24 protein-coding genes are annotated in these 19,272 nt (G+C 61.2%); 10 read left to right on the top strand and 14 right to left on the bottom strand.

Annotated elements, in window-relative coordinates; genetic code table 11:
• Positions 1-278: 278 nt before the first annotated feature.
• The 3 genes from EIY71_RS25630 to EIY71_RS25620 are packed head-to-tail and all read right to left on the bottom strand — an operon-like array spanning position 279 to position 3,687.
• Complete coding sequence (locus EIY71_RS25630) at positions 279-1,184, bottom strand: acyltransferase (protein ID WP_102686875.1); 906 nt, start codon at positions 1,182-1,184, stop codon at positions 279-281.
• A gap of 4 nt (positions 1,185-1,188) precedes the next feature.
• The gene (gene pta / locus EIY71_RS25625; RefSeq protein ID WP_011332488.1) at positions 1,189-3,288 is read right to left on the bottom strand and encodes a phosphate acetyltransferase; all 2,100 of its coding nucleotides are present in this window, start codon (positions 3,286-3,288) and stop codon (positions 1,189-1,191) included.
• A gap of 60 nt (positions 3,289-3,348) precedes the next feature.
• Positions 3,349-3,687 carry a DUF3565 domain-containing protein gene (locus tag EIY71_RS25620; RefSeq protein ID WP_085746941.1) on the bottom strand — a complete coding sequence of 113 codons (339 nt, stop codon included), beginning with the start codon at positions 3,685-3,687 and terminating at the stop codon, positions 3,349-3,351.
• Between EIY71_RS25620 and EIY71_RS25615 the strand changes: the two genes are divergently transcribed.
• The 3 genes from EIY71_RS25615 to EIY71_RS25605 all read left to right on the top strand — a co-directional run bounded on the left by EIY71_RS25615 (position 3,656) and on the right by EIY71_RS25605 (position 6,007).
• Positions 3,656-4,141 (top strand): peptidylprolyl isomerase, encoded by a 486-nt coding sequence (locus tag EIY71_RS25615; RefSeq protein WP_011332490.1) that lies wholly within the window; start codon positions 3,656-3,658, stop codon positions 4,139-4,141. The genes EIY71_RS25620 and EIY71_RS25615 overlap by 32 nt on opposite strands.
• 122 nt (positions 4,142-4,263) lie before the next feature.
• A complete protein-coding gene (locus EIY71_RS25610; RefSeq protein ID WP_007959082.1) occupies positions 4,264-4,746 on the top strand; it encodes a glutathione peroxidase in 483 nt (160 codons plus the stop codon).
• Between the two features lie 157 nt (positions 4,747-4,903).
• Positions 4,904-6,007 carry an NADH:flavin oxidoreductase gene (locus tag EIY71_RS25605; protein WP_064600676.1) on the top strand — a complete coding sequence of 368 codons (1,104 nt, stop codon included), beginning with the start codon at positions 4,904-4,906 and terminating at the stop codon, positions 6,005-6,007.
• On the opposite strand, the gene EIY71_RS25600 is transcribed toward EIY71_RS25605, so the two are convergent.
• Both EIY71_RS25600 and cysZ read right to left on the bottom strand, forming a co-directional pair.
• Complete coding sequence (locus EIY71_RS25600; RefSeq protein ID WP_134023601.1) at positions 5,976-7,196, bottom strand: glycosyltransferase family 1 protein; 1,221 nt, start codon at positions 7,194-7,196, stop codon at positions 5,976-5,978. The genes EIY71_RS25605 and EIY71_RS25600 overlap by 32 nt on opposite strands.
• A 36-nt stretch (positions 7,197-7,232) precedes the next feature.
• Positions 7,233-7,985, bottom strand: coding sequence for a sulfate transporter CysZ (gene cysZ / locus EIY71_RS25595; protein WP_011332493.1), 753 nt, complete (start codon positions 7,983-7,985; stop codon positions 7,233-7,235).
• Positions 7,986-8,295: 310 nt separating this feature from the next.
• Between cysZ and trxB the strand changes: the two genes are divergently transcribed.
• Positions 8,296-9,258: a thioredoxin-disulfide reductase gene (gene trxB, locus EIY71_RS25585; RefSeq protein WP_007957204.1), complete on the top strand. Its 963-nt coding sequence runs from the start codon at positions 8,296-8,298 to the stop codon at positions 9,256-9,258.
• Between the two features lie 202 nt (positions 9,259-9,460).
• Here the strand turns inward: trxB and EIY71_RS25580 are convergent, their stop codons facing one another.
• The 6 genes from EIY71_RS25580 to EIY71_RS25555 all read right to left on the bottom strand — a co-directional run bounded on the left by EIY71_RS25580 (position 9,461) and on the right by EIY71_RS25555 (position 12,448).
• Positions 9,461-9,799 carry a HopJ type III effector protein gene (locus tag EIY71_RS25580; RefSeq protein WP_011332495.1) on the bottom strand — a complete coding sequence of 113 codons (339 nt, stop codon included), beginning with the start codon at positions 9,797-9,799 and terminating at the stop codon, positions 9,461-9,463.
• The gene (locus tag EIY71_RS25575) at positions 9,792-10,088 is read right to left on the bottom strand and encodes a DUF1244 domain-containing protein (protein ID WP_085608092.1); all 297 of its coding nucleotides are present in this window, start codon (positions 10,086-10,088) and stop codon (positions 9,792-9,794) included. The genes EIY71_RS25580 and EIY71_RS25575 overlap by 8 nt, the downstream gene beginning before the upstream one ends.
• Positions 10,089-10,156: 68 nt before the next feature.
• Entirely contained in the window at positions 10,157-10,528 is a 372-nt protein-coding gene (gene folX / locus EIY71_RS25570; RefSeq protein ID WP_007957207.1) for a dihydroneopterin triphosphate 2'-epimerase, read from the bottom strand.
• The gene (folE, locus tag EIY71_RS25565; protein WP_085746944.1) at positions 10,529-11,089 is read right to left on the bottom strand and encodes a GTP cyclohydrolase I FolE; all 561 of its coding nucleotides are present in this window, start codon (positions 11,087-11,089) and stop codon (positions 10,529-10,531) included. It lies immediately after the preceding gene.
• Between the two features lie 22 nt (positions 11,090-11,111).
• Complete coding sequence (gene folM / locus EIY71_RS25560; RefSeq protein ID WP_134023599.1) at positions 11,112-11,822, bottom strand: dihydromonapterin reductase; 711 nt, start codon at positions 11,820-11,822, stop codon at positions 11,112-11,114.
• 56 nt (positions 11,823-11,878) lie between these two features.
• Entirely contained in the window at positions 11,879-12,448 is a 570-nt protein-coding gene (locus tag EIY71_RS25555; RefSeq protein WP_085746946.1) for an antibiotic biosynthesis monooxygenase, read from the bottom strand.
• Between the two features lie 213 nt (positions 12,449-12,661).
• Here EIY71_RS25555 and EIY71_RS25550 point away from each other — a divergent pair, with 213 nt between their 5' ends.
• Positions 12,662-13,621, top strand: a complete 960-nt coding sequence (locus EIY71_RS25550; protein WP_134023597.1) for a MerR family transcriptional regulator — start codon at positions 12,662-12,664, stop codon at positions 13,619-13,621.
• Between the two features lie 3 nt (positions 13,622-13,624).
• On the opposite strand, the gene EIY71_RS25545 is transcribed toward EIY71_RS25550, so the two are convergent.
• Positions 13,625-14,230 carry a hypothetical protein gene (locus EIY71_RS25545; RefSeq protein ID WP_085608095.1) on the bottom strand — a complete coding sequence of 202 codons (606 nt, stop codon included), beginning with the start codon at positions 14,228-14,230 and terminating at the stop codon, positions 13,625-13,627.
• 54 nt (positions 14,231-14,284) lie between these two features.
• Positions 14,285-14,761: a PAS domain-containing protein gene (locus EIY71_RS25540; RefSeq protein WP_134023595.1), complete on the bottom strand. Its 477-nt coding sequence runs from the start codon at positions 14,759-14,761 to the stop codon at positions 14,285-14,287.
• A gap of 153 nt (positions 14,762-14,914) precedes the next feature.
• Between EIY71_RS25540 and EIY71_RS25535 the strand changes: the two genes are divergently transcribed.
• Positions 14,915-15,370, top strand: coding sequence for a flavodoxin (locus tag EIY71_RS25535; RefSeq protein WP_085608096.1), 456 nt, complete (start codon positions 14,915-14,917; stop codon positions 15,368-15,370).
• On the opposite strand, the gene EIY71_RS25530 is transcribed toward EIY71_RS25535, so the two are convergent.
• Complete coding sequence (locus EIY71_RS25530; RefSeq protein WP_085746949.1) at positions 15,360-16,247, bottom strand: LysR family transcriptional regulator; 888 nt, start codon at positions 16,245-16,247, stop codon at positions 15,360-15,362. The genes EIY71_RS25535 and EIY71_RS25530 overlap by 11 nt on opposite strands.
• A gap of 95 nt (positions 16,248-16,342) precedes the next feature.
• Between EIY71_RS25530 and EIY71_RS25525 the strand changes: the two genes are divergently transcribed.
• From EIY71_RS25525 to EIY71_RS25510, 4 genes are all read left to right on the top strand, one after another.
• Positions 16,343-16,729, top strand: coding sequence for a CidA/LrgA family protein (locus tag EIY71_RS25525; protein ID WP_085746950.1), 387 nt, complete (start codon positions 16,343-16,345; stop codon positions 16,727-16,729).
• On the top strand, positions 16,719-17,405 hold the full coding sequence (locus tag EIY71_RS25520) for an LrgB family protein (protein WP_085746951.1): 687 nt from the start codon (positions 16,719-16,721) through the stop codon (positions 17,403-17,405). Before EIY71_RS25525 ends, EIY71_RS25520 begins: the two co-directional genes overlap by 11 nt.
• 132 nt (positions 17,406-17,537) lie before the next feature.
• Positions 17,538-18,320, top strand: a complete 783-nt coding sequence (locus tag EIY71_RS25515; RefSeq protein ID WP_085746952.1) for a class II aldolase/adducin family protein — start codon at positions 17,538-17,540, stop codon at positions 18,318-18,320.
• Positions 18,320-19,222, top strand: a complete 903-nt coding sequence (locus tag EIY71_RS25510) for an alpha/beta fold hydrolase (protein WP_134023593.1) — start codon at positions 18,320-18,322, stop codon at positions 19,220-19,222. Before EIY71_RS25515 ends, EIY71_RS25510 begins: the two co-directional genes overlap by 1 nt.
• Positions 19,223-19,272: the final 50 nt, after the last annotated feature.

Here is a 19,272-nt window from a genome sequence, read left to right as displayed (position 1 = left end):
GGGGCATCGCCTACGGTTTGCTTCGCTGCACCTCCTCTCGATGCATGCGGCTGCGCCGCACGGTCGCTGCGCTCCCACCCCCGGATAAATCCCTCCACTCAGCCTTCCGATGGGGCCGGCACGTCAAGAGCGGTACTCGAGCTAACGCTCATTGTGTTGAGTGGTGGGAGGCGAAAAGCCAAAAACTGAAAGCGAACTGTTTTCCTGTGGGAGCCAGCCTGCTGGCGATGGCGGCCTGACAGACGACCAATTTCTGTCAGGTGTTCCCACAGGGGGGATCAGCGTCGGTTGGGATATTCGCGGTGCATCTGCTCGAGCAGCGCATCCTTGTCTTGCCACAATTGGTTGATCCAGCCCTGGAATTGCAGGCGGTATTCGCCGTCCTGGTCGTAGTTTTTGCCGATGTACTGCGGTGGGATTTTCAGTTCTTCGAAGTGCACTACTACGTCTCGGACGTTGCCGCACAGCAGGTCCCAGAAGCCAGGGCGTCCGCCGGGGTAGTGGATGGTGACGTTGACGATCGATTCCAGTTGTTCGCCCATCGCATCCAGTACGAAGGCAATGCCGCCGGCCTTTGGTTTGAGCAAGTATTTGAACGGTGATTGCTGCTGCGCGTGTTTGCCCTCGGTGAAGCGTGTGCCTTCAACGAAGTTGAAGATGCCTACCGGGTTGTCGCGGAATTTCGCGCAGGTCTTGCGAGTGGTTTCCAGGTCTTTGCCTTTCTTTTCCGGGTGTTTTTCCAGGTACGCCTTCGAATAGCGCTTCATGAACGGGAAGCCCAGTGTCCACCACGCCAGGCCGATGACCGGGACCCAGATCAGTTCCTGTTTGAGGAAGAACTTCAGCGGCTGGATGCGTCGGTTGAGCACGTATTGCAGCACCAGGATGTCGACCCAGCTCTGGTGGTTGCTGGTGATCAGGTACGAGTGCTGGTAGTCCAGGCCTTGCAGGCCGCTGAGGTGCCAGCGGGTGCGGCGCACCAGGTTCATCCAGCCTTTGTTGTTGCTGATCCAGGCTTCGTGGGTGTGGCTCATCAGCCAGCGCGAGGCGCGGCGTGCGAGGTCGAACGGCAGCACTTTGATCAGCGCCACGAGAAACAGGAACGAGCACAGCAGGATCGTGTTCAGCGCCAGCAGCAGCGCGGCGATCACGCCGCGCAGGGTGGCAGGGAGGAAAGCCAGCATCGGGTCAGATATCCAGAGGTCGGTTGGCAGCCTGAATCGCGGTCAGGGCGATGGTGTAGACGATGTCGTCGACCTGCGCGCCGCGCGGCAGATCGTTCACCGGTTTGCGCAGGCCTTGCAGCATCGGGCCGAGGCTGACGCAATCGGCACTGCGCTGCACGGCTTTGTGGGTGGTGTTGCCGGTGTTGAGGTCGGGGAACACGAACACCGTGGCGCGACCGGCCACCTGGCTGTTCGGCGCCAGTTGCCGGGCCACGGTTTCGTTGGCGGCGGCGTCGTACTGCAACGGCCCGTCAATCAGCAGCGAGTGCTGTTGTTCGTGGGCGAGCAGGGTGGCTTCACGGACCTTCTCGACTTCCTCGCCAGTGGCGGATTCGCCGCTGGAGTAGCTGATCATCGCCACGCGCGGGGTGATGCCAAAGGCGGCAGCCGAGTCGGCGCTTTGCAGGGCGATTTCGGCCAGTTCGCTGGCGCTCGGGTGCGGGTTCATCACGCAGTCGCCGTAGACCAGCACTTCCTCGGGGAACAGCATGAAGAACACCGACGACACCAGCGTGCAGCCCGGCGCGGTCTTGATCAGTTGAAGCGCCGGGCGGATGGTGTTGGCGGTGGTGTTGATGATGCCGGAGACCAGGCCGTCGACTTCATCCAGCGCGAGCATCATGGTGCCGATCACCACGGTGTCTTCCAGTTGCTGCTCGGCCATCGGCGCGTTGAGGCTTTTGCTCTTGCGCAGGGCGACCATCGGTTCGACGTAGCGTTCGCGGATCAGGTCCGGGTCGAGGATTTCCAGCCCCGGCGGCAGCGTGATGCCCTGGGCTCTGGCCACGGCTTCAACGTCTGCCGGTTTGGCCAGCAGCACGCAACGGGCAATCCCGCGTTCCTGACAGATCGCCGCCGCTTGCACGGTGAACGGCTCGCTGCCTTCGGGCAGGACGATGCGTTTGTTGGCGGCCTGGGCGCGTTGAATCAATTGATAACGGAACACCGCCGGCGACAGGCGCATTTCCCGTGGCGTACCGCAGCGCTGGTGCAGCCAGTTGGCGTCCAGATGGCTGGCGACGAAATCGGTGATGATCTCCGCACGTTCGCGGTCATCGACGGGGATTTCCTTGTTCAGGCCGTTGAGCAGGTTGGCCGTGTCGTAGGAGCCGGTGCTCACCGACAGCACTGGCAAACCGGCCTGCAAAGCACCACGGCACAAGTCCATGATGCGTGGGTCGGGCAGGGTGTCGCTGGTCAGCAACAGGCCGGCCAGCGGCACGCCGTTGATAGCGGCGAGACTGACGGCGAGGATGATGTCGTCGCGATCGCCGGGGGTCACCACCAGCACGCCGGGCTTGAGCAGGTCCACGGTGTTGCGCATCGTGCGTGCGCAAATGATGGTCTTGGTCATGCGCCGGGTTTCGTAGTCGCCGGCGTTGAGCACCTGGGCGCCCATCAGGTCGGCGACGTCGCGGGTGCGCGGGGCGTTGAGTTCGGGCTGGAACGGAATGCAGCCGAGCAGACGGAAATCACCGGTGCGCAGCAACGGAGAATGCTCTTTCAGACGCGCGGCGAAGGCGTCCATGCTTTCGTCGGTCTTGACCTTGTTGAGGATCACGCCGAGGACTTTCGGGTCTTTCGGTCCACCGAACAGTTGCGCCTGCAACTCGACGCGGCCGGACAGTTCGGTCAGCACTTCGTTTTCCGGGGCCGAGACCAGAATCACCTCGGCATCCAGGCTCTTGGCCAGGTGCAGGTTGACCCGCGCGGCGTAGCTGGCGCTGCGGGTCGGCACCATGCCTTCGACGACCAGCACGTCTTTGCCGATGGCGGCCTGCTGGTAGAGGGTGATGATTTCTTCGAGCAACTCGTCGAGCTGGCCGTCGCCGAGCATCCGCTCGACGTGGGCCAGGCCCAGTGGCTGCGGCGGTTTCAGGCCGTGGGTGCGGGCCACCAGTTCGGTGGAGCGCTCAGGGCCGGTGTCGCCCGGATGCGGCTGGGCGATCGGTTTGAAGAAGCCGACTTTCAGCCCGGCCCGCTCCAGCGTGCGCACCAGCCCGAGGCTGATGGAGGTCAGACCCACACCAAAATCGGTGGGCGCGATAAAAAAAGTTTGCATGCGGATTCTCTAAGGGTGCATGGCAATGGCGATCGCCTCTGTGTGCCGATCTGCCGAATTTCAGTCGCCAAGGTTATCGCTAACCGAGCCTTGAGCGCACCAACCGCAAGCAAAGGGTTGGCCTATTTTTTCAATACGTTGCATTGCGTCCAGCACCCATGCTCTCGACTGCCACGGCGGCTGGTGGCGCAGGTGCTGGGTGTGGCCGCAGGACAGTTCGGCGACCCAGTGGCCGTCCTCGTCCTGATGGAATCCGGTGACGGTCACGGGCGCCAATCGATCCCGTCTGTCCGGGTTCTGTTCGCTTTCGGGCAAATCCTTGTTTAGACTTGTCCGTTCTTCATTCTTATGCAAAAGGTCTCGCCCCATGCTGATCGCCGCCAATAAGGCTGTCTCCATCGACTATACCCTGACCAACGACGCTGGTGAGGTCATCGACAGCTCCGCCGGCGGCGCTCCGCTGGTCTACCTGCATGGCGCAGGCAACATCATCCCGGGCCTGGAAAAAGCCCTGGAAGGTAAAGAAGTCGGTAACGATCTGGAAGTGTCCGTCGAGCCGGAAGATGCCTACGGCGAATACGCCGCTGAACTGGTCAGCACCCTGAGCCGCAGCATGTTCGAAGGCGTTGACGAGCTGGAAGTCGGCATGCAGTTCCACGCTTCGGCGCCGGACGGCCAGATGCAGATCGTCACCATCCGTGACCTGGACGGCGACGACGTCACTGTCGACGGCAACCATCCGCTGGCCGGTCAGCGCCTGAACTTCAAAGTGAAGGTCGTTGCCATCCGTGACGCCAGCCAGGAAGAAATCGCTCATGGTCACGTCCATGGCGAAGGTGGCCATCACCACTGATTTTCTGCGCTAAGCTTCGAGTACTGGAGAGGCGCCCGAGGGCGCCTTTTTAGTCCGCGGCTGTCCTTGGTGGCCTCGCCAAGTGGCTGTTTCGAGTAGAAAACGGGAATCTGGAGTTCGTCATGAGTGCTTTTCACGACCTTAAGTTGACAGCCCTGGATGGTCAGGAGCTACCGCTGGCACCCTTCAAGGGCCAAGTCGTGCTGGTGGTCAACGTCGCCTCCAAATGCGGCTTGACCCCACAGTACGCGGCGCTGGAAAACCTTTATCAGCAATACAAAGGCAAAGGCTTCAGTGTGCTGGGCCTGCCGTGCAACCAGTTTGCCGGTCAGGAACCGGGCAGTGAGCAGGAGATCCAGGAATTCTGCAGCCTCAACTATGGCGTGAGTTTTCCGTTGTCGAAAAAGCTCGAAGTCAACGGTCACGATCGTCATCAGCTCTACCGCCTGCTGGCGGGCGAGGGCGCGGAGTTTCCCGGTGACATCACCTGGAATTTCGAGAAATTCCTGCTCGGCAAGGACGGTCGGGTACTGGCCCGATTCTCGCCGCGCACGGCGCCGGATGATCCTTCGGTGATTACGGCGATTGAAAAAGCCCTGAGCTGAAACACAAAAATCGCAGCCCTCGCGCTGCGATTTTTTTCGCCTGCCTTTTGACCCTTAATCATTCAGATCAATAGTGCTATCGGTTGATTGGAGCTCCGCATATTATCGCCGTCATATGAATCGCATGCCCGTCGATCAATTTTTCGTGGAGCCTCCCATGCCCGTGCAAGCCCTGTTCAAACCGTTCCAGCTCGGTGCCCTCGAACTGCCGACCCGCGTGGTCATGGCGCCGATGACCCGTTCGTTTTCTCCAGGCGGTGTGCCCAATTCCAAAGTGATCGAGTACTACCGTCGTCGCGCGGCGGCCGGTGTCGGCCTGATCATCACCGAAGGCACCACCGTCGGCCACCAGGCTTCCAACGGTTACCCGAACGTGCCGCACTTCTACGGTGAAGCGGCGTTGGCCGGCTGGAAGAAAGTCGTGGATGCGGTGCACGCCGAAGGCGGCAAGATTGTTCCGCAACTGTGGCACGTCGGCAATGTGCGCCGTCTGGGCACCGAGCCGGATGCGAGCGTGCCGGGTTACGGCCCGTCGGAAAAACTCAAGGACGGTCAGGTCGTGGTGCACGGCATGACCAAACAGGACATCCAGGATGTAATCGCCGCGTTCGCTCAAGCCGCCAAAGATGCCCAAAGCATCGGCATGGACGGCGTGGAAATCCACGGCGCCCACGGTTACCTGATCGACCAGTTCTTCTGGGAAGGCAGCAACCAGCGCACCGACGAATACGGTGGCAGCCTGGCCAACCGTTCGCGTTTCGCCATCGAGCTGATTCAGGCTGTGCGTGCGGCGGTGGGCGAAGGTTTCCCGATCATCTTCCGCTTCTCGCAGTGGAAACAGCAGGACTACACCGCGCGTCTGGTGCAAACCGCCGAAGCGCTGGGTGAATTCCTCAAGCCGTTGTCCGACGCTGGCGTGGACATTTTCCATTGCTCGACGCGCCGTTTCTGGGAGCCGGAATTCGACGGTTCCGACCTGAACCTGGCCGGCTGGACACGCAAGCTGACCGGCAAACCGACCATCACCGTCGGCAGCGTCGGCCTCGATGGCGAGTTCCTGCAGTTCATGGTCAACACCGACAAGGTCGCGCAACCGGCCAGTCTGGAAAAACTGCTGGAGCGTCTGAACAACGACGAGTTCGATCTGGTGGCGGTGGGGCGTGCGCTGCTGGTTGATCCGGACTGGGCGCAGAAAGTGCGCGAAGGCCGCGAGCAGGACATTCTGCCGTTCAGCCGTGAGGCGTTGATGACGCTGGTTTGATCGCCGTGGGCGGCTTGTCGCGCAGGTCGCGGCAAGCCCCCAGCAAATGGTTTTCAAACTGTTCGACGATAGCCGCCCAACCCTGGCGGCTGGCGTGTTGGCGTGCGTTCAGGCGTACGCAGCGCAACCTTTCGTCTTCTTCCAGCAGCCACGCCGCTGCCTCGCAGAACGCCTCCTCATCCCCGGGCATCGCCAGCACGCCGTTGTAGCCATGGCGAATATGCTGGGCCGCCGCGGCCTGATCGTAAGCCACCACCCCAAGGCCTGAGGCCAGCGCTTCCAGCACGACGTTGCCGAAGGTTTCGGTCAGGCTCGGAAACAGAAACACATCCCCCGACGCATAGTGCGCTGCCAGTGCTTCGCCCCGTTGCGAGCCGCAGAAAATCGCCTCGGGCAGTTCCTTCTCCAGTGCCATTCGTTGCGGTCCGTCGCCGACCACGATCAGCTTCAGGTTGCGTTGTGGATACGTGCCGGCGAGCTTTTCGAAACTGCGCTTGAGCAGGCCGAGGTTTTTCTCCGGTGCCAGGCGTCCTACGTGAATGACAGCAATGTCCTGCTCGCCAAGACCCCATTGCTCACGCAAGGCATTCAGGCGTTTGGCCGGGTGAAACAACTGACTGTCGACACCCCGCGACAGCAGCGCCAGGCGTTCGAAGTGCCGACGCTCCAGCTCCAGGCGCTGGCTGACGCTCGGCACCAGAGTCATGGCCGAACGATTGTGAAACCAGCGCAGGTAGTGGGTGAGCAAGCGCGTCAGCAAACCGAGCCCGTACTGTTGGGTGTATTGCTGAAAGTTGGTATGAAAGCCGCTGACCACGGCAATCCCCAGACGCTGTGCCGCGCGCAAAGCCGACAGCCCGAGCGGACCTTCGGTGGCGATATAGAGCACGTCCGGGCGCTGGCGCGTCCAGCGTCGCAGCAACTTGTGCATCGACGACTGACCCCATTGCAACCCCGGATAACCCGGCAACGGCCAGCCCCGGCACAGCAGCAGCGAGTCGTCTTCACTGCGCTGCGGATCGTCCGCCTGACGCGGTCGCACCAGTTCCACCCGATGCCCGCGTGCGCGCAAACCGTCGCACAAGCGGCCAAGGGTATTGGCCACGCCGTTGATTTCCGGTGGGAAAGTTTCGCTGATGAGGGTGATATGTAGAGCTGTCGTCATGGCCTCAGTGTCGGCTGAGGCCATGTCGTGGTTGTGACGTTCGGATGATGGATTTGTGACTCAGCGTTGCGTCACCAGATTCTCGGCTCCGCGCTCGCGCACCCAGAACAACGTCGCGCCAGCCACAGCGGCCGGCATCATCAGGATGTTGACCACCGGAATCAGCAACACCAGATAAACGATCCCGCCAAAGCTCATGCTCTGCCAGCGCTTCTGCCGCAGCCAGGCGAGCATCTCGTTCCAGCCCAGCTTGTGGTTGTCCGCCGGGTAATCGATGTACTGGATCGCCATCATCCACACCCCGAACAGCAACCACAGCGGCGCGGCGACGATGTTCACCACCGGGATGAACGAGAGGATGAACAGGCCGATCGCCCGGGGCAGGAAGTAACCGAGCTTGCGCATTTCCCGGGCCAGGGTGCGCGGGATCATGGCGATCAGTTCGCCCCAGCTGAAGGCGGGGAAGTCGTCGGTGCCGCGCACTACCACTTCGACTTTTTCCGCGAGGAAACCGTTGAACGGTGCGGCGATCACGTTGGCCAGCATGGTGAAGGTGAAGAACACCATCAACGCCACCAGCACCACGAACAGCGGCCACAGGATGTAACTGAGGAAACTCAGCCACTCGGGCAGCGACGGCATCAGTGTGTCGACCCAAAGGCTGAACTGGTGGCCGGCCAGATAAATCAATCCGACGAACAGCACCAGGTTGATGGCCAGCGGCAGCAGCACGAACAGGCGCAGGCCAGGGCTCAAGACCAGTTTGAGGCCTTCGCGCAGGTATTGCGGGCCGGACAGAACAGGGGCGGGCATAAGGTGCTCCGAACAAGGGAAAACGCGCCGACCTTACCGACTTTGCAGAACCTGTGAAAGCGCGGCAGCGGGATCGACATTCACTGTAACAAAGACGTCCATCTCGTCAGTGTGTCGGCATAGAGACCACCTATGAGCTGGATTGTTAAACCGTATTTCCTTAATCTTGCCCCCCTCGATACGCTGCACCCAACTTTTTACAGGACTGTCGAGCTCACGCCTTCCCCAAGGTTATCCACAGTCCTTTTTTATTCCCGCCGGCAGTCCGGCGTCCGGCCAGGTGTCTTGGCCGGTCAACAGGAGCAGGTTCATGTCTGAAGTCCGTCATTCGCGAGTGATCATCCTCGGTTCCGGCCCTGCCGGTTACAGCGCTGCCGTCTACGCTGCCCGTGCCAACCTCAAGCCGCTGCTGATCACCGGCATGCAGGCCGGCGGTCAACTGACCACCACCACCGAAGTCGACAACTGGCCGGGCGACGTCCACGGCCTGACCGGCCCGGTGCTGATGGAGCGCATGCGCGAGCACGCCGAGCGTTTTGAAACCGAGATCGTCTTCGATCACATCAACGCCGTGGACTTCGCTTCCAAGCCATACAGCCTGACCGGCGACAGCGGCACCTACACCTGCGACGCGCTGATTATCGCCACTGGCGCCAGCGCTCGTTACCTGGGCCTGCCGTCGGAAGAAGCGTTCATGGGCAAAGGCGTTTCGGCCTGCGCGACCTGCGACGGTTTCTTCTATCGCAACAAGCCGGTAGCTGTAGTCGGTGGCGGTAACACCGCTGTCGAAGAAGCCCTGTACCTGGCCAACATCGCCAGCAAGGTCACCCTGATCCACCGTCGCGAAACCTTCCGCGCCGAGAAGATCCTGATCGACAAGCTCAACGCCCGCGTGGCCGAAGGCAAGATCGAGCTGAAACTGAACGCGACCCTGGACGAAGTGCTGGGCGACAACATGGGCGTGACCGGCGCGCGTCTGAAGAACAACGACGGCAGCTTCGACGAAATCAAGGTCGACGGCGTGTTCATCGCGATCGGCCACACCCCGAACACCTCGCTGTTCGAAGGTCAGCTGGAGCTGAAGGACGGCTACCTCGTGGTTCAGGGCGGCCGTGAAGGCAACGCCACCGCGACCAGCGTCGAAGGCATCTTCGCTGCCGGCGACGTGGCCGACCACGTTTACCGTCAGGCCATCACCTCGGCCGGTGCCGGCTGCATGGCGGCACTGGACACCGAGCGTTACCTGGACGATCTGCAGAACGTTTCGTTCTAAGAACGCAGACACAAAAAAACCGGCCAATTGGCCGGTTTTTTCATGCCCATTATTCACAGGCACCACGACAATGATCGTTCCCACGCTCTGCGTGGGAATGCCTCATCTGGACGCTCTGCGTCCTTGGGACGCGGAGCGTCCCCGGCTGCATTCCCACGCGGAGCGTGGGAACGATCTGACAGGGATAGTGTTGTGTCGGGATTCAGCGGCGGGTCAGCGGTTGCGCTTCGAACTTCACGCCCGCCAGACCGTGCTGGATCAGCGCACGGATATTGCCGTGATCGCTGCCTTCAGGGGTTGCCACGACCGAGCGGTAGTGTTCGCCGAATGCCAGCAGCGCTTCTTCATCGCTCAAGCCTTCCAGCAGCGCCAGACCCAAAGTCTTGCACGAACCTTCGTTCTGCCCGGCCGCGTTTTCCACGCCGCCGTTGTTGAACGCCTGAGGCTGGTAGTCGTAACCGGCGGCGATGAAGGACAGGGTGTCGGCAAAAACGTGTTCGCCGCTCTTGAGGCTGGCGCGCAGGGTGTTCAGATCACTCATTGGGTTTTCCTTTGGCGAACGCCGCTTGTTGTTCGGCGCTGGCTTCTTGCTGATATTGGGCTTTCCAGTCGGCGTACGGCATGCCGTAAACCACTTCACGGGCATCGTCGAGGCTGACCTCGATCTGGCGCTCGTCGGCCTCGGCCTTGTACCACTTGGACAGGCAGTTGCGGCAGAACCCGGCGAGGTTCATCAGGTCGATGTTCTGCACGTCCTTGCGGCTGTCCAGGTGGGCGACCAGCCGGCGGAAGGCGGCGGCTTCGAGTTCGAGGCGTTGTTGCTCGGTCATGATGGGCTCTGTGCAGTCGAATCGTGGCGCGGATGATAAAAGTCTGACGCCCGGAGCGCCAGACACGTTCAGCGGCTGGCGGCGAGAGTGATCGACACCGACTCGGCAAAACGCAACGCATGCGGCTTGTCGACTTCGACTTCGGCGTACAGCACCGATTCGTTGGCCATCACCAGATCCAGCAGCTCCTGGGTCAGGCGTTCGAGCAGCGCGAAACGGTTGCCTTCCACATGGGCGATGATCGCCTTGGTGATGGTGCGGTAGTTCAGCGCGTGGTCGATGTCGTTGTCTCGCACCGCTTCCTGCGCGGCGTACAGGATGGTCAGGTTGATCAGCACATCCTGCTTGTTGAGGATTTCGTCCTCGTTGATCCCGATGAAGGTGCGCAGGCGCAGATCCTTGACCCGGATGCGCGCCATTCCCGGTTGAAGTTGTGGCATTTACTTGCTCCGTCCAATCAATTGCAGGAACTCCTGGCGGGTGTTGCTCGACTCGCGGAAGGCGCCGAGCATGACCGAGGTGTTCATGGTCGAATTCTGTTTCTCGACACCGCGCATCATCATGCACATGTGCCGGGCTTCTATGACCACCGCGACACCGGCGGCATCGGTGACTTGTCGGACCGCCTCGGCGATCTGGCGGGTGAGGTTTTCCTGGATCTGCAGGCGGCGGGCGAACATGTCCACCAGCCGCGCGATCTTCGACAGCCCCAGCACCTTGCCCGTCGGAATATAAGCCACATGGGCCTTGCCGATGAAGGGCAGCAGGTGATGTTCGCACAACGAGTACAGCTCGATGTCGGCGACGATGATCATCTCGTCGGTGTCGGAGGCAAACAGCGCGCCATTGACGATCTCGTCGACGCTCTGTTCATAGCCGTGACACAGATACTGCATGGCTTTGGCCGCCCGCACCGGCGTGTCGAGCAGTCCTTCGCGGTCAGGGTTTTCACCGAGACCGATCAGGATCTCGCGGTAATTCTCGGGCAGGGAACGGGTCATGGAGCATCCTCGCGGGGGCGTATTACTTGACGTGCCGCCCGCCGTTGACGGTCAGGGTCGTGCCGGTGACATACGGGTTGTCGAGCAGATAGCGCAGGCTCTGATAAATCACTTCGCTGCCGGGTTCGATGCCCAGCGCGGACTTGGCCAGCGCCTTGGCGCGGTACGCCGCGTCGTCGTCGGGATTGAACAATAGCAGGGCTGGCGCGATGCCGTTGACCTTGATTGACGGCGCGTAGCGCGCGGCGAAGGACAGCGTGAGACTGTCGAGCCCGGCCTTGCTGGCGCAATAGCCGATGTGTTTGCTGCTGCCCTTGCGGGTGACGTCATCGCTGATGTGGATGATGTCGGCAGGACTCGAACGTTGCAGCAGTTCGGCGCAATGCAGGTTGATCAGGTACGGCGCCAGCATGTGGATGTTGAACATCCGGCTAAAGGCTTCGGCTTCGCCGTCACCGGTTTCCGCCAGCCATTCCGAGGCGTTGTGCACGATGGCGCGCAGGCTGTCGGTGTGGGTCTTCAGTTCGGTGATGAACGCGAGGATCGAGGCTTCACTGGAAAAGTCCGCGTGCAGCCCGAGGGCGCCCAGATCCCGCAATGCCTTCACACCCGGCCGTTCGCTGCGGTAGGTGAAGATCACCCGATGACCGTCTTCCAGCAGACGCTGCGCGCAATGCAGGCCGACCCGCTGGCCGGCGCCGGTGATGAGGATGGGAGCTGTGTGAGAAGTCATGTACGGCTCGCGTCGAAGTCAGAGCAAAAACTATAACAGCGACGCGAGCGACGGCTTCAGCGATTTTGCGTGGAGGGTGCGGCAGGCAGCGGGCGTGCAGGCGCCGGGTTGAGCCAGCCGGCCAGCAGGCGGGTCGACAGCGGAATGAAGAAGTAGACCATCAACGGGGTCAGGCAGAGCGTGCTGATGAAGACCCTCGTCAACAGGCTCATTTCCGCGAGCAGCGGGCCCAGCACGAAATTGAACAGCAGCGACACCGGGAAGAACGCCAGCCAGATCGCCACCGCTTGCTTCCAGCGAGGAGGACGTGCGCCAGCTGCACCGAACCAGCCTTCGATTCCGCTGACCCGATGTTCCGTCGGGTGAGCAAACAGATCGCTGCCACGAGCCAGCCAGGCGGTGCGCGATGCCGAGTGTTCCCAGGCGTGCAGGGTCTGTTCGTCGACGAAGCGGAAGATGATCTGGAATTCATCGTCGCCGGGAGGCGGGGCCAGTACGCCGGAGCCGAGGTAACCGGGGAAGTCGGTGGCCAGTTGTTCGCCTTCTCGCAACCAGGCAATCAGATCCTGATAACGACCATTGGCGACACGACGCGCGACCATCAGCGTGACGGGGGAAGTAGACATTGTGTATCTCCGTATTGCATTTGCGTCGCTCCGGGTAGGAGCTTCGCCTGACGCAGCGCCGGGGTAGAGGGCTGCGTTTTTCGACAAGCAAGGATTATTCCTGATTATCGTGACAAAACCAGAGACTTTCGTCTCATTTCGTCGGTTGAACCGGGGAGGGGCATCCGGAGTAGAATGGGATCCAACTTCGCCAACAAGGACGTGTCCGCCCAAATGCCTGTCATTACAGACGTTCGCCCTGCTTCGCAGGCATCTGTTGCGCTGGAGCGCGAAGAGCTTTTCCCGATTCGCGAAGTGTCGCGCGTGACCGGCGTGAACCCGGTCACGTTGCGCGCCTGGGAGCGTCGGTATGGTTTGATCGAGCCGACACGCACCGAAAGTGGGCATCGTTTGTATTCCATGACCGATATCGAGCGCGTTCGCAGCATCGTCGACTGGATCGATCGGGGTGTCGCCGTGAGCAAGATCGGCAAGATCCTCGCCAAGACCGAGCCGATGAAGGTGCTGGCCCACTTAATTCCCGATGACCTGGTGCAGGCTGACTACCTCCAGTGGCAGGAACAGGTCCGGCAGGCAGTCAGCTCGTTCGACGATCAGTTGCTTGACCGGGTCTACGGACAGATTTTCTCCTCCTATGCCTTGCCCGTAGCGTTTCAGGACATCCTGATGCCGCTGTGGCTGCAAATGCTCCAGCGTCAGGACGCGTTCGGGCAGACCAGCGAGTGGCTGTTCTTCGATGGTTTTCTGCGAGCGAAGGTGCTGCAGCGCATCGTCGTGCTGCGCGGCTCGCAACCGCGCAAGGTGATCGTCAGCGCGCTGGCCGGTCAATGTCGTGAGCTTGAATTGCTGGTGGCGGCGCTGTTTCTCAGCGGCAATGACGCGGGCGTTCGTGTGCTCACCACCGGTCAGCCGTTCGACGAGCTGACGCTGGTGTGCGAAAAGACCCGGCCCCAGGCGTTGGTGCTGTTTTCCAATCACGCGCCGACCGCAGAGTTGCCGCGACGTCTGAATCGTCTGGCCTTGAGTCTGGATTGTCAGTTGATGCTGGCAGGCGATGCTGCCGATCTGGCGCAGGACAGCCTGGCCGGATCATCGGTTGGCTGTCTGGGCAACGAAGGGGCGACCATGCGCCAGCGCATGAATCAGTTCCTGGCAGGGACGCTGGATACCTGAGAATCAGGTGTGCAGGGCAGGGTGGGTCAGGCGATGCTGTTGCAGGATGAACTGGCGCAGACGCTCGGTTTCGTCGGCATCGCTCTGGCTTAACTCGTAAGCATAAAAACCGTTTTCGGTTTCCCGCTCGAACGTCCCGCGCAGGGAAATCCGCTCGTAGCCTGACGGGCTGAACCACAACGCAAAGTGCTTCGGCGGTTTGGTTTTGTTGCGCACTTCCAGCAACACACCCTTGTGCGAAACCTCGTGAACCCACAACGTTCCCGGCTGGCCCTTGGCATTTTCCAGTGCCACCGGCTCTTCCAGGGTCAGGCGCCATGGACGCACCATCGGCCCGTCTTCATAAATGCTCGGTACACCCAGGCGCAGGTGCAGGGCGTGGAATTCGTCTTCCACCAGATGCAGCGGGAAAGTCATCTGCTGATTTTCGAAGTTGGCCTGGATGGTGACTTGCTCATGGGCCGCCAGGCGCGTAAGCAAATCACGGATCTGCGAACCACCATTGACCAGCAGGCTCGACGTCGCATCCCGCACATTGAGTTGCGGGTTGTGTTGCATGGTCTGGATGAAATCCAGCTCATCCTGGGTCAGGAGGGCGTCACGCTGCATGGTTAACTCGAAATGAATAATTACAAAGTCTTTGGTGATTGTAGTTAATGACAATTAGTTCGCGGTTTTGTTTGCGCCGTTCGTCGCTTTCAGTTCTGCGAGTTCGGCTTCCAGCGCCGCAACTCGGGCTTCCAGTTGCACAACCCGCTGCTGGGCCTTGACCTGAACGGTGACATCCTTTTGCACACCCACGAAATAGGTCAGTCCATCGTCGGCATTTTTTATCGTCGACAGGGACAACTCATTCCAGAACGGCGTGCCGTCCTTGCGATAGTTACGCAGGATTTCCCGGCATGAGCCACCGTTTTGCAGTGCCTCACGAATCAAGGCGAGACTGGCCTGGTCGCGATCCCCGGCCTGCAGGAAACGACAGTCCTGATAGAGAATTTCTTCGCGGGTGTAGCCGGTCATTTTTTCGAAGGCCGGGTTCACATAGATCAGGATGTTGTCCTGATCGCCTTCCTTTTCTGCCACCACGATCCCTTCGTTCGACGCGTTGATCACCATTTGCAGCAGACTGGCATTGATCATCTATGAAGCCTTACAAGGATTTCGGTGGCAGGCATTCTAGAAGATCGACCGGCGCTGTCTACTGGCCATCAGCGCTTATCGAGAGCCAATCGCAATAGGGCACCGCTGGCTGTTACTATCGCCGCTCTTTTTTTCAGTTTCAGGATCAGATTGATGAAAGTCGCCATCCTCTCCGGCTCGGTGTACGGCACGGCCGAAGAAGTCGCTCGCCACGCTCAGAGCCTGTTGAACGCCGCCGGTTTTGAAACCTTCTACAACTCCCGCGCCAGCCTCGCCGATCTCCAGGCCTTTGGCCCTGAAGCCTTGCTGGGCGTGACCTCGACCACCGGCATGGGCGAGTTGCCGGACAACCTGCAACCGTTGTATTCGGCCATTCGCGACCAATTGCCGGCGGCATGGCGTGGTTTGCCTGGCGCGGTGATCGCTTTGGGCGACGCGAGCTACGGCGACACGTTCTGCGGCGGCGGCGAGCAATTGCGCGAGTTGTTCGGCGAACTGGGTGTGCGCGAAGTGCAGGACATGCTGCGCATCGACGCCAGCGAAAGCGTCACCCCGGAAACCGACGCCGAGCCTTGGCTGGAACAGTTGATCGCCACGCTCAAGGGCTGATCCCGCGTTCACGCAGCAGCGCCAGCCAAGCCTGTGCAGCCTTTGAAAGATAGGCACCCCGGCGCCAGATGAAAGCGATATCCCAGCGCAAGTAATCCGGCGCGTTCAGGGTCAGGCGCACCACGCCTGGCCGCACCAGTCCGCGCGCCACCACGCTGGGCAGCAACACCACGCCTTGCCCGGCGGCGACCAGCGCCGCGAGAAAATCCGCCTGCCCGCTGCGCCCGCCTTCCTTCGGCGTGAAGCCCATCTGCTGGCACGCCTGAAGCAAACGATCGTTGAGCACGAAACTGCGCTGATACAGCAGGAACGGCGTATCGGCCAGTTCCTCCAGACCGATTTCACCTTTTGTAGCCAGTGGGTGATCCACCGGTAGCAGCGCATCGAGCGGTTCATCGCAGAACGGCTGAAAGTCGAACTGCGGATCTTTCGGCAGCAGGCTGCCGCCCAACTCCAGCTCCCCGCTGAGCACCGCCTGTTCGATGTTGCGACTGCCACCCTCAAGCAACTGTACGCTGATGTTCGGATAGCGCCGTCGGTATTCGGCAAACAACCCGGCGAACAACGCATCGCTGCCGAGCAATGGCAACCCGAGACGCAACTCGCCGCGTGCCAGATGGCTGAGGTCATCCAGCTCGCTGAGCAATTCATTGCGCAACCGCAGCATGCCTTCTGCCCGTTGCAGCACCACGCTGCCGGCGGCGGTCAGGCGTATTTGCGAACCCAGCCGTTCGAGCAATGGGGTGCCGAGGCTCTGTTCGAGCTGGGCGATCTGCTTGCTCACGGCGGACTGACTGATGTGCAGGGTCTTCGCGGCTTGGGTGAAGCCGCCTTGGTGCATCACTTCGACGAAGCTTTTGAGCTGTTTGAATTCCATGGCCTGATTCCATATTGGAATGGCTTTGAGTCTAACAATTCGCTTCGGAGATGGCAGTAGGGTTCGTAAAATAGGCACCTGAAAGGAGCCCACCGATGAAAGCCTCGACCGTTAAATACTTCTCCCGCCTGCTGTCCGAACTGGCCGTGCTGCTCGCTCTCTACCTGCTCGGCTGCCAGATCGCAGCGTGGCTGGCCTGGCCGATTCCCGGCGGCGTGATCGGCATGGCCCTGTTGCTGCTGGGCTTTGCGCTTGGCTGGGTCAAACCGGCGGCGCTGCAAATGGGCGCAGGGTTGTTGATGGCGGAGATGCTGCTGTTCTTCATTCCGGCGCTGATGAGCCTGCTGGATTACGGCGCATTGCTGCGTGACGACGGCTGGCGGATTCTGCTGGTGATCGCCGCCAGTACGCTGATGGTGATGCTGGTGACCGCGTTCACCGTGGAGCTGGCCGTGCGCCTGAGGCGGTCCCATGAAGCTTGAGCTGATGCCGATGTTCTGGCTGGCATTCACGTTGCTGGCTTATCTGTTCAGTCGCTGGCTGTATCGCCGGACCGGGCGCTACTTGCTGTCGCCCCTGATTTTGGTCCCTGCGTTGCTGCTGGCGCTTGCCGTGCCGCTGCACACCGCTTACGCCGAATATTCGAGTAACACCCATTGGTTGATGCTGGTGCTCGGGCCGGTCACCGTGGCGTTTGCGGTGCCGATCTGGCAGCAGCGGCGTTTGTTGGTGCGGCATTGGTCGGCGTTGCTGCTGGGCATGCTGGCCGGCAGCGCCGCGTCGATTGGCACTTCGTTCGGCCTCGCGAAAGCACTGGCGCTGGACAGTTCGGTGACGCTGTCGCTGGTGCCGCGTTCGATCACCACACCGTTCGCCATGCCGCTGGCGCAGGACCTGGGTGGCGTGCCGGAGCTGACAGCGGTGTTCGTGATGTTCACCGGAGTGTTCGGTGCCATGCTCGGCGGTGTGCTGCTCAAGTGGCTGCCGCTGCGCAGCGCCCTGGCGCGCGGGGCATTGTTCGGCGTCGGTGCGCACGGTGCCGGGGTCAGCCGGGCCCATGAAGTGGGCGGCGAGGAAGGTTCGGTGGCGGGGTTGGTGATGGTGCTGACGGGGTTGCTCAATCTGTTCGCCGCGCCTTTGTTGGCGTCGTTGCTTTGACATGGATCCAAGCTGTTTGCGTGGCTGACTCGTTCAGTCATCAAGCTGGCTGCCAATGCAACTACGCGGCCGTCCATGGCTGACTAGACTGCTGACACACGCAAAAACAATAAGAACGCAGAGGTGCATACAGTGAGCGTAGCCCCCGTCCCTTCGTCCGTGAACGTCAAAGACCAGGTCAGTGCCGCGGAATGGCAGACCCGGGTCGATCTGGCCGCCTGTTATCGTCTGGTCGCGCTGCATGGCTGGGACGATCTGATCTTCACCCACATTTCCGCCAAGGTGCCCGGCACCGAAGATTTCCTGATCAACCCGTTCGGCCTGATGTTCCATGAGATCACCGCCTCGAGTCTGGTGAAGGTCGACCAGGCCGGCAACAAACTCATGGACAGCCCTTACGAGATCAATCCCGCCGGTTACACGATCCACAGCGCCGTGCACGAAGTGCGGCACGACGTGGCCTGCGTGCTGCACACCCACACCGCTTCCGGTGTCGCGGTGTCGGCGCAGAAGCAGGGCGTGTTGCCGATCAGTCAGCAATCGCTGTTCGTGCTGTCGAGCCTGGCCTTTCATGCCTATGAAGGTGTGGCCCTGAACCATGAAGAGAAAGCGCGGTTGCAGGCGGATCTCGGTGACTGCAATTTCCTGATGCTGCACAACCATGGTCTGCTGACCTGTGGCGGCACCATCGCCGACACGTTCCTGATGATGTTCACCTTCCAGCGCGCCTGCGACATTCAGGTCATGGCGCAGACCGGCGGTGCCGAACTGATCGCCATCGAACCGCAGATTCTGGCAGGCGCCAAGGCGATGATCGCCGGCGTCACCAAAAGTGCTCAAGGCATGGGTGGCGCGCTGGCCTGGCCGGCGCTGCTGCGCAAACTCGATAAACAAGACCCGGGGTATAAACTCTAATGCCTCTCGCCGAGATCCCTCTGAGTGCCTGGCGCAAACGCAGCCAGACTTTTGTCTTCCATGGTCAGCCGATCCGCTACTGGACGGCCGGGCAGGGCGAACCGCTGCTGCTGATCCATGGCTTTCCGACGGCCAGTTGGGACTGGCATTACCTGTGGCAACCGCTGTCCCAGCGCTACCGGGTGATTGCCTGCGACATGCTCGGCTTCGGCGACTCGGCCAAACCCCTGAATCACACTTACAGCCTGCTGGAGCAGGCCGATCTGCAACAGGCTTTGCTGGCGCATCTGCAGGTCGAACAACCGGTGCACATTCTGGCCCACGACTACGGCGACAGCGTTGCCCAGGAACTGCTGGCCCGGCATTACGAAGACCGGATCGAGGTCGCCAGTTGCGTGTTCCTCAACGGCGGTCTGTTCCCGGAAACCCACCGACCGCTGCTGGCACAAAAACTGTTGCTCAGTCCGTTGGGCTGGATGATCGGCCGGGCGTTTACCCGCGATGCGCTGGTAAAAAGTTTCCGGCAGATCTTCGGCCCGGACACCCGGCCCAGCGAAAGCGAGATGGATGATTTCTGGAGCCTGATCGAATGCAATCGTGGGCCGCGAGTCATGCACAAGCTGATCCACTACATTCCCGAGCGCAGGGTCCAGCGTGATCGCTGGGTCGCAGCGATGCAGCGCGGCGAGGTGCCGTTGCGGGTGATCGATGGCGAGGTCGATCCGATTTCCGGCGCGCACATGGTCGAGCGTTATCGCCAGCTGATTCCCGACGCGGACACCGTGCTGTTGCCGGGCATCGGCCACTACCCGCAAACCGAAGCGCCGGTGCAGGTGCTCAAGCACTACCTCGAATTTCGCGATCACTTCGTGTTGCCGCCGCGCAAGGTGGCGTGCTCCTGACTTGGTGCCCGAGGCGCCTGACGCCTCGGCACGTTTCATCATCCCCCAGC

Source organism: Pseudomonas sp. CH235 (assembly GCF_004368175.1).
Lineage (GTDB): Bacteria > Pseudomonadota > Gammaproteobacteria > Pseudomonadales > Pseudomonadaceae > Aquipseudomonas > Aquipseudomonas paraglycinae.
Note: the sequence above shows the minus strand (reverse complement) of the source record. Positions and strands in the feature narration are given on the sequence as shown.